This is a genomic window from Phenylobacterium sp., from assembly GCF_036723115.1.
Taxonomy (GTDB): Bacteria; Pseudomonadota; Alphaproteobacteria; order Caulobacterales; family Caulobacteraceae; genus Phenylobacterium.
The window spans coordinates 1-6,555 of the sequence record NZ_DAIMHV010000146.1 but is presented as its reverse complement, the minus strand read 5'-3'; the positions used below and the strand labels follow the sequence as shown (position 1 = coordinate 6,555).

Sequence of the window (6,555 nt, the reverse complement as noted above, 5' to 3'; positions counted from 1 at the left end):
CTAGGGCAGACTGAGGGCATGGGGACGCGATAACGGCTTGGCGGGGCCGCAACCCGTACTCTATGTTCGAACATCTGTTTGATTTCGGCGAGCCGGATAGTCGTCGATCGGACTTCGAAAGGGCGAGGGCATGGCGGGTCAGGCGGCGGACGGGACGACCAGGGTGGTCGACAAGAAGGCGTTGCTGGTCAAGTACATCGCCGAGCGGGACAAGCGCCTGCGCGCCGACGGCAACGACCAGTATCTGCGGTTGGAAGGGCAGCTCTCCCACTATCTGGACGATCCCTACACCCCGGTCGCGCCGCGAGAGCCCAAGACCGACCACGTCACCTTCGCCTTCGTGGGCGGCGGCTTTGCGGGGCTTGTGACCGGCGCGCGCCTGGTGGAGGCCGGCGTCAAGGACGTGCGGATCCTGGAAAAGGGCGGGGACTTCGGCGGCACCTGGTACTGGAACCGCTATCCCGGCGCCCAGTGCGACACCGCCTCGATGATCTACATGCCCTTGCTGGAAGAGACGGGGCACATGCCGAGCGAGAAGTACGCTCACGCCCCGGAAATCCTGGAACAGTGCCAGAGGATCGGCCGTCAGTACGGCCTCTATGACAACGCTCTGTTCCACACCGAAGTCGAGAGCCTGACCTGGCAGGAGGCGGAACACCGCTGGCTGATCCGCACCAACCGGGGCGACGCCTTCACGGCCAGCTTCATCGGCCTGGGCACGGGCCCGCTGCACGTGCCCAAGCTGCCGGGCATTCCCGGCATCGGCGACTTCAAGGGCCATGCCTTCCACACCAGCCGGTGGGACTATGACTATACCGGCGGCGACCCCAAGGGCGCCTTGATGGAGAAGCTGGCCGACAAGCGGGTGGCGATCATCGGCACCGGCGCCACCTCGGTCCAGGCCGTTCCCCACCTCTCCCGGGCGTGCGGCAAGCTTTATGTGGTCCAGCGGACGCCGTCGTCGGTGGACGTGCGGGCCAATGCGCCCATCGACCCGGACTGGTTCAAGTCCATCGCCGAGCCCGGCTGGCAGAAGCGCTGGCTCGAGAACTTCACCGCCAACCAGGCCGGCGGGGCCGCCGACGAGGACCTGGTCCAGGACGGCTGGACCGACCTGTCTCGACGGATCCGCAGCAAGATCAGCGACCTGCCGCCTGAGCGCCGCACGCCGATGGACATGCTGGCGGCCTATGAGGATTCCGACTTCGAAAAGATGGAGGAGATCCGCTCACGCGTGGACTCCATCGTGTCCGACCGGGAAACCGCCCAGAAGCTGAAGGCCTGGTACCGCCAGCTCTGCAAGCGCCCCTGCTTCCACGACGCCTATCTGCAGAGCTTCAACAGCCCCTCCACCGTGCTCGTCGACACCGACGGCCAGGGCGTGGAGAAGATCACCGAAAAGGGGTTCGTGGTGGCCGGCGTCGAGTATGAGGTCGACTGCATCATCTATGCTTCAGGCTTCGAGGTGGGCACGCCCTTCGAGCAGCGCGCCGGCTTCGACCTCGCCGGCCGCGGCGGCCGGCGCCTGTCGGAGGCCTGGGCCGAGGGGATGAAGACCCTGCACGGCATCCATGCCCACGGCTTCCCCAACGCCTTCCTGGTCCAGCCGACCCAGGGCGCCAATCTGATCTCCAATATTCCGCACAATCTGACGGAGTCGGGCGCCACCATCGCCGCCATCGTCCGCGAGGCCCTGGACCGCGGGGCGCAGGAGGTGGAGGTCACGGCCGAGGCCCAGGCTGCCTGGGTGGACCTGCTGCTCACCGGGATGGGGCGGATGCTGGGCTCGCCCGACTGCACCCCCGGCTATTACAACAATGAGGGGCAGGATCCGGGCCCCGCCGCCCGGCTGAACGTGGGCTATCCCCACGGCGCCAGCGCCTTCTTCACCTACATCCAGGGCTGGCGGAGCTCCGGCGCCTTCGAGGGCCTCGCCTTCCGCTGAAGCCCGGCGGGCGAGGTGACGACTTCTACCCATTCCGTGGATCAAGGCGCGAGTTCTGCCCGCCCCGGGCGCCGCCTCGGTTGATCTGTGCTCTTGAAACCGTTTCGTAGGCATTGGCGTGCCAATGTTCACCGAGCGTCGAAATAGAGCAGAGGTCAGGTCTTGCAGGAGGAAGCGTCGGGCGCCGCAGATGTGGGCGTGTCCCCAGCGGTTCTGGCGCAGTCCCAGAGACCGATCATGCGGCTGTGCGCCGCCTTCTCGGCGATCTACTACCTGATCATCGCCCTCTCTCATCCCTTCTTTGAAGAAGGGTGGGCGCTGGTTTCCCTAACGTCACTGGCCTCATCGACGGCGGTGATCTCATTCCTGCTCTGGCGGCGCCTGCGCAAGCCGATGAGCCTTGTGCGGTTGGAATTGTGGGCGCTGCTGCTCTTCTCTCTGCTGCTGGCCAACGTCGTCCTTCAGCAGAGCGTGCACTTCGAACCGCTGAAGCTGGTCTATTTCGTCCTGCTCGCCCTGGCCTTCGCCACGGCGGCGCCCACCCGGCGGGTGGGCTATTCCAGCGCCGTGACGGCGATCGCCGGGCTGATCCTGATGGCGGCGCGGTCGGGGCCGGAGGACCTGGTCGGCGGCTTCGTCTATACGGGGCTGGCCAGCCTGTTCGCCGCGGTGGGGCTCTCCTCGCTGATGCGCGGGGCGGTGATGCGCGAGATTCGCGCCCGCCTGGCCGCCGAGCAGTTGAACACCGCCCTGCGGCGGGAACTGCAGCGAAATCTCGCCCTGACCCGGGAAGCCCAGGACCTGGCCTTCGCCGCCAAGGCCGCGAACCGCGCCAAGAGCGAGTTCCTGGCCACCATGAGCCATGAGATCCGCACACCTCTGAACGGCGTTCTGGGCACGGTGCAGGTCATGGCCCGCGACGTCCTGCCCGAAGCGCAGAAGCAGCGCCTGGATGTGGTCCAGCGCTCGGCGGAATCCCTGCTCGACCTGCTGAACGCGGTCCTGGACATCTCCCGCATCGAGACGGGCCAGATGACGCTCTATCCGTCCCGGTTCGAGCTCGACCGGCTCGCGGGCGGGGTGCGGGCCATCTACGAGCATCTGGCCGCGGAGAAGCATCTCAGCCTGCACGTGGAGATGGCGCCGGCCCTGGCCAGGGGGCGCATGGGCGACGAGGTGCGCCTGCGGCAGATCCTTGGCAATCTGGTGGCCAACGCCATCAAGTTCACCCAGCAGGGGTCGGTGAGCGTGACCATCGGCGGGGATGATCGTCGCCTCGTCTTCGAGGTGGCCGACACCGGACCCGGCATTCCGCTGGAGCGTCAGGCCACGATCTTCGATCGCTTCGTCCAGGTCGACAGCTCCAACACCCGCGCCGCTGGCGGCGCCGGGCTTGGCCTCGCCATCTGCCGTGAACTGACGCTGCTGATGGGCGGAGAGATCACCCTGGTGAGCGCGGCCGACCAGGGCGCCCGGTTCCGCGTGGAGTTGCCCCTGCCCGCCGTCGGTGTCGAAACGCCCTCAGCCGCGCCGCATCCTGCCGAAGAGGCGGGGACGCAGCTGGCCGGGCGGCGGATCCTGGTGGTGGACGACAACGCCGCCAATCGCGGGGTTCTGGTCAGTCTGTTGCAGGACATCGGTTGTGAATGCGGCTGGGCCGAGGATGGGCTGGAGGCCATGGCCGCCTGGCGAACGGGCCCCTGGGACGCCATACTGATGGATGTCCACATGCCGCGCCTTGACGGCGTAGAGGCCACCCGGCTGATCCGGCAGGTGGAGGCCGCCGAAGGCCTGTGCCGTGTGCCCATCGTCGCCGTGACCGCCAGCGTGCTGCAGCATGAGAGCGCCGCCTATCTCGCCGCCGGCATGGATGCGGTCCAGGCCAAGCCGGTGCTGCTGCCGGAGCTATCGGATCTTCTGGCGCGGCTGTTCACGCCCTGCGACGGAAGCCTGAGGCAGCGCGGACACGCCTGAGCGGCGCGAGGGTGAACGGGAACTTCGCGGCGGCTCACAGGTTTGTGAACGGTGGGGCGCTAACGGAGACCGAACATGAATCTTCAACGCACGCTGTTTTCCGCCGCCGCCGCCGCAGCCCTGATGGCCGCTCCGGCCGCCTTTGCCCAGGAGATGACCACGCCGGAGGCTGAGGCCCCGACGGCGGCCGCGCCGCAAGGCATGGAGAGCCCTGGCGGGGCCTTCACCGACGCCCAGGTGGAATCCTTCGCCCGCGCCATGGGCGAGGTTCAGTCGCTCAATGAGACCATGGCGCCGCGCGCGGCTGCGGAAGCCGATCCGGAGGCCCAGGCCGTGCTCCGCCAGGAGATGAACGCCCAGATGACCGCGGCTGTGGAGGACTCCGGCCTCACCGCCGAGGAGTACAACCGCATGGCCGCCGCGGCCCAGACCGACCCTGCGCTGCGCGCGCGGATCGGCCAGGCCATGCAGGCCGAGGCCGGCGTGGGCGCCGACGCCTCAGCCACCACCTCGACGGGCATGGAAACCGAGGCGGAGACCCCGCCGGAACTCTGAGGTCCGAGGTTTAAGGCCAGGCTGTCGCCGCCCATGACCGCGCCTTCGGGCCGTCATGGGCGGTGCGCGCCTGTTCAGGACAACACCGACGGTTCGCCGCTCCAGCGCGCCCACAGGCGCTCCGCCTTGGCTCTGGCCGGACCGATGGAAGCCTCCTTCACATGGCCAAATCCCCGGATGTCCTGGGGAATCTGGGCGATCTCCAGCGCCAGGGTGAGACGCTCCAAGGTCAGTTCGGCCGCCATGCGCTCGAGACCGGCCTCATACTCGGTGATCAGCCTGCGCTCCAGGCGCCGCTCGTCGGTAGCGCCGAACAGGTCGAGCGGCGTGCCCCGCAGCCCCTTCATCCGCGCCAGGACCGGGAAGCCCGCCGAGAGCATCCAGCCGCCGAAGGCGATCTTGCGGGGCCGGCCTTCCTTATCTTTGGGCGAGATGACTGGCGGCGCGAGCCAGACCTTGGCCTTGCCGCCCTTGAAGGTCTCCTGGCGATAGGCGTCGAACCGGCCGTCCGTATAGAGGCGCGCGACCTCATACTCGTCCTTATAGGCCATCAGCTTGTAGAGGTTGACCGCCACGGCGCGGGTGAGCGCCTCCGATCCGAAGGGCGCCTCGGCCCTGGCGATCGCCTCGACGCGGGCCAGGTAGCGGCGGGCATAGGCGGCGTTCTGATAGGCGGTCAGTTCCTGAGCGCGGTGGGCGATCAGGTCGGCCAGGGGCTGGGTTTCCGGGGTGGCGACCTGGGCCTTGGCGGCGGTGAGGCTCTCCGGGTCGTGGGCGGCCCGGCGGCCCAGTTCGAAGGCCTGGAGGTTGGCCTCGGCGGCCACCCCGTTCAGCCGGATGGCTCGGTAGAGGGCGCGGCTGGAGACCGGAACGACCCCCTTCTGCCAGGCGAAGCCCAGCATGATCATGTTGGCGAAGATGGCGTCGCCCAGTTCGGCCTCGGCCATCTCCTGGGCGGGCGCCTGGTCGTAGCTCTTCACCGCCGCAGCGATCCGCCGGCCCATGGCGCCGGCGTCGAAACGCACGTCGCGGTCGGTGACGAAATCGGCGGTGGGGGCCAGGTCGCCATTGCCGAAGGCGATGGTGCGGTCGCGGGCATAGAGGGCCAGGGCGTCGGCGCCTGCGGCCACCATGACATCGCAGGCGATCAGCACATGGGCGCTGGCCGCCGGCGTGCGACCGCCCACCACGCTGTCTTCGGTCTCACCGATGCGCACATGGCTGAACACCGCCCCGCCCTTTTGCGCCAGGCCGGTCATGTCCACCACCGAGGCGGCCTTGCCGTCCACATGGGCGGCCATGGCCAGGATGGAAGCCGTGGTGGTCACGCCCGTTCCGCCCACGCCGGTGAAGACGATGTTCCTCACCCCCGGCGAGGGCTCGAATTCCGGCAGGGGGGTGGAGTCGGCGGTGAGCGCCGGCAGGCTGGCGGCCCGCGGGTTTTCCGCCCCCTCCAGGGTCACGAAGGAGGGGCAGAATCCGTCCAGGCAGGAATAGTCCTGGTTGCAGGTGGACTGGTTGATCTTCCGCTTGCGCCCGAACTCGGTGTTCAGGGGCTCCACAGACACGCAGTTGGACGCGCGCGAGCAGTCGCCGCAGCCCTCGCAGACCAGGGGATTGATCATCACCCGCTGCTCGGCCTTGGCCAGGGTCCCGCGCTTGCGGCGGCGGCGCTTCTCGGTGGCGCAGACCTGGTCATAGAGCAGGACCGTGACGCCGGACGTGTCGCGGAGCTGTCGCTGAACAGCCATCAGCTCGCTGCGCGGCCTGACCTCCACGCCGGGGGCCAGGTCGGTGACGCCCTTGTAGCGGTCGGGATCGTCGGCGACGATGACCGTGCGGGCCACCCCCTCGGCGGCCAGCTGACGGGTGATCTGGGCAGGCGTGAAGCCGCTTTCGGCCGCCTGCCCACCGGTCATGGCCACGGCGTCGTTGAACAGCAGCTTGTAGGTGACATGGGCGCCTGCGGCCACGGCGGCCCGGATGGCCAGCGAGCCGGAGTGGTTATAGGTGCCGTCGCCCAGATTGACGAAGACGTGCTTCTCCTCGGTGAAGGGCGCAGCGCCCACCCAGCTCAACCC

At 68.5% G+C, this 6,555-nt stretch carries 4 protein-coding genes; 3 read left to right on the top strand and 1 reads right to left on the bottom strand.

Translation table 11 applies throughout. The annotated features are described in order from the left end of the window. Nucleotides 1–163: 163 nt before the first annotated feature. From V7D28_RS12770 to V7D28_RS12760, 3 genes are all read left to right on the top strand, one after another. On the top strand, nucleotides 164–1,945 hold the full coding sequence (locus tag V7D28_RS12770; protein WP_333587764.1) for a flavin-containing monooxygenase: 1,782 nt from the start codon (nucleotides 164–166) through the stop codon (nucleotides 1,943–1,945). Nucleotides 1,946–2,182: 237 nt separating this feature from the next. Next, on the top strand, nucleotides 2,183–3,919 hold the full coding sequence (locus V7D28_RS12765) for an ATP-binding protein (protein WP_333587763.1): 1,737 nt from the start codon (nucleotides 2,183–2,185) through the stop codon (nucleotides 3,917–3,919). A 75-nt stretch (nucleotides 3,920–3,994) separates the two neighbouring features. Further along, nucleotides 3,995–4,474, top strand: coding sequence for a DUF4168 domain-containing protein (locus tag V7D28_RS12760; RefSeq protein WP_333587762.1), 480 nt, complete (start codon nucleotides 3,995–3,997; stop codon nucleotides 4,472–4,474). Between the two features lie 74 nt (nucleotides 4,475–4,548). Here V7D28_RS12760 and V7D28_RS12755 read toward each other — a convergent pair. After that, nucleotides 4,549–6,555 (bottom strand): indolepyruvate ferredoxin oxidoreductase family protein (locus tag V7D28_RS12755; RefSeq protein WP_333587761.1); only part of this gene is annotated, 2,007 nt, incomplete at its 5' end.

Coding starts and splice junctions, on each gene's coding strand:
- V7D28_RS12765 (WP_333587763.1), top strand. CDS start 2,183: ATGCGGCTGTGCGCCGCCTTCTCGGCGATCTACTACCTGATCATCGCC.
- V7D28_RS12760 (WP_333587762.1), top strand. CDS start 3,995: ATGAATCTTCAACGCACGCTGTTTTCCGCCGCCGCCGCCGCAGCCCTG.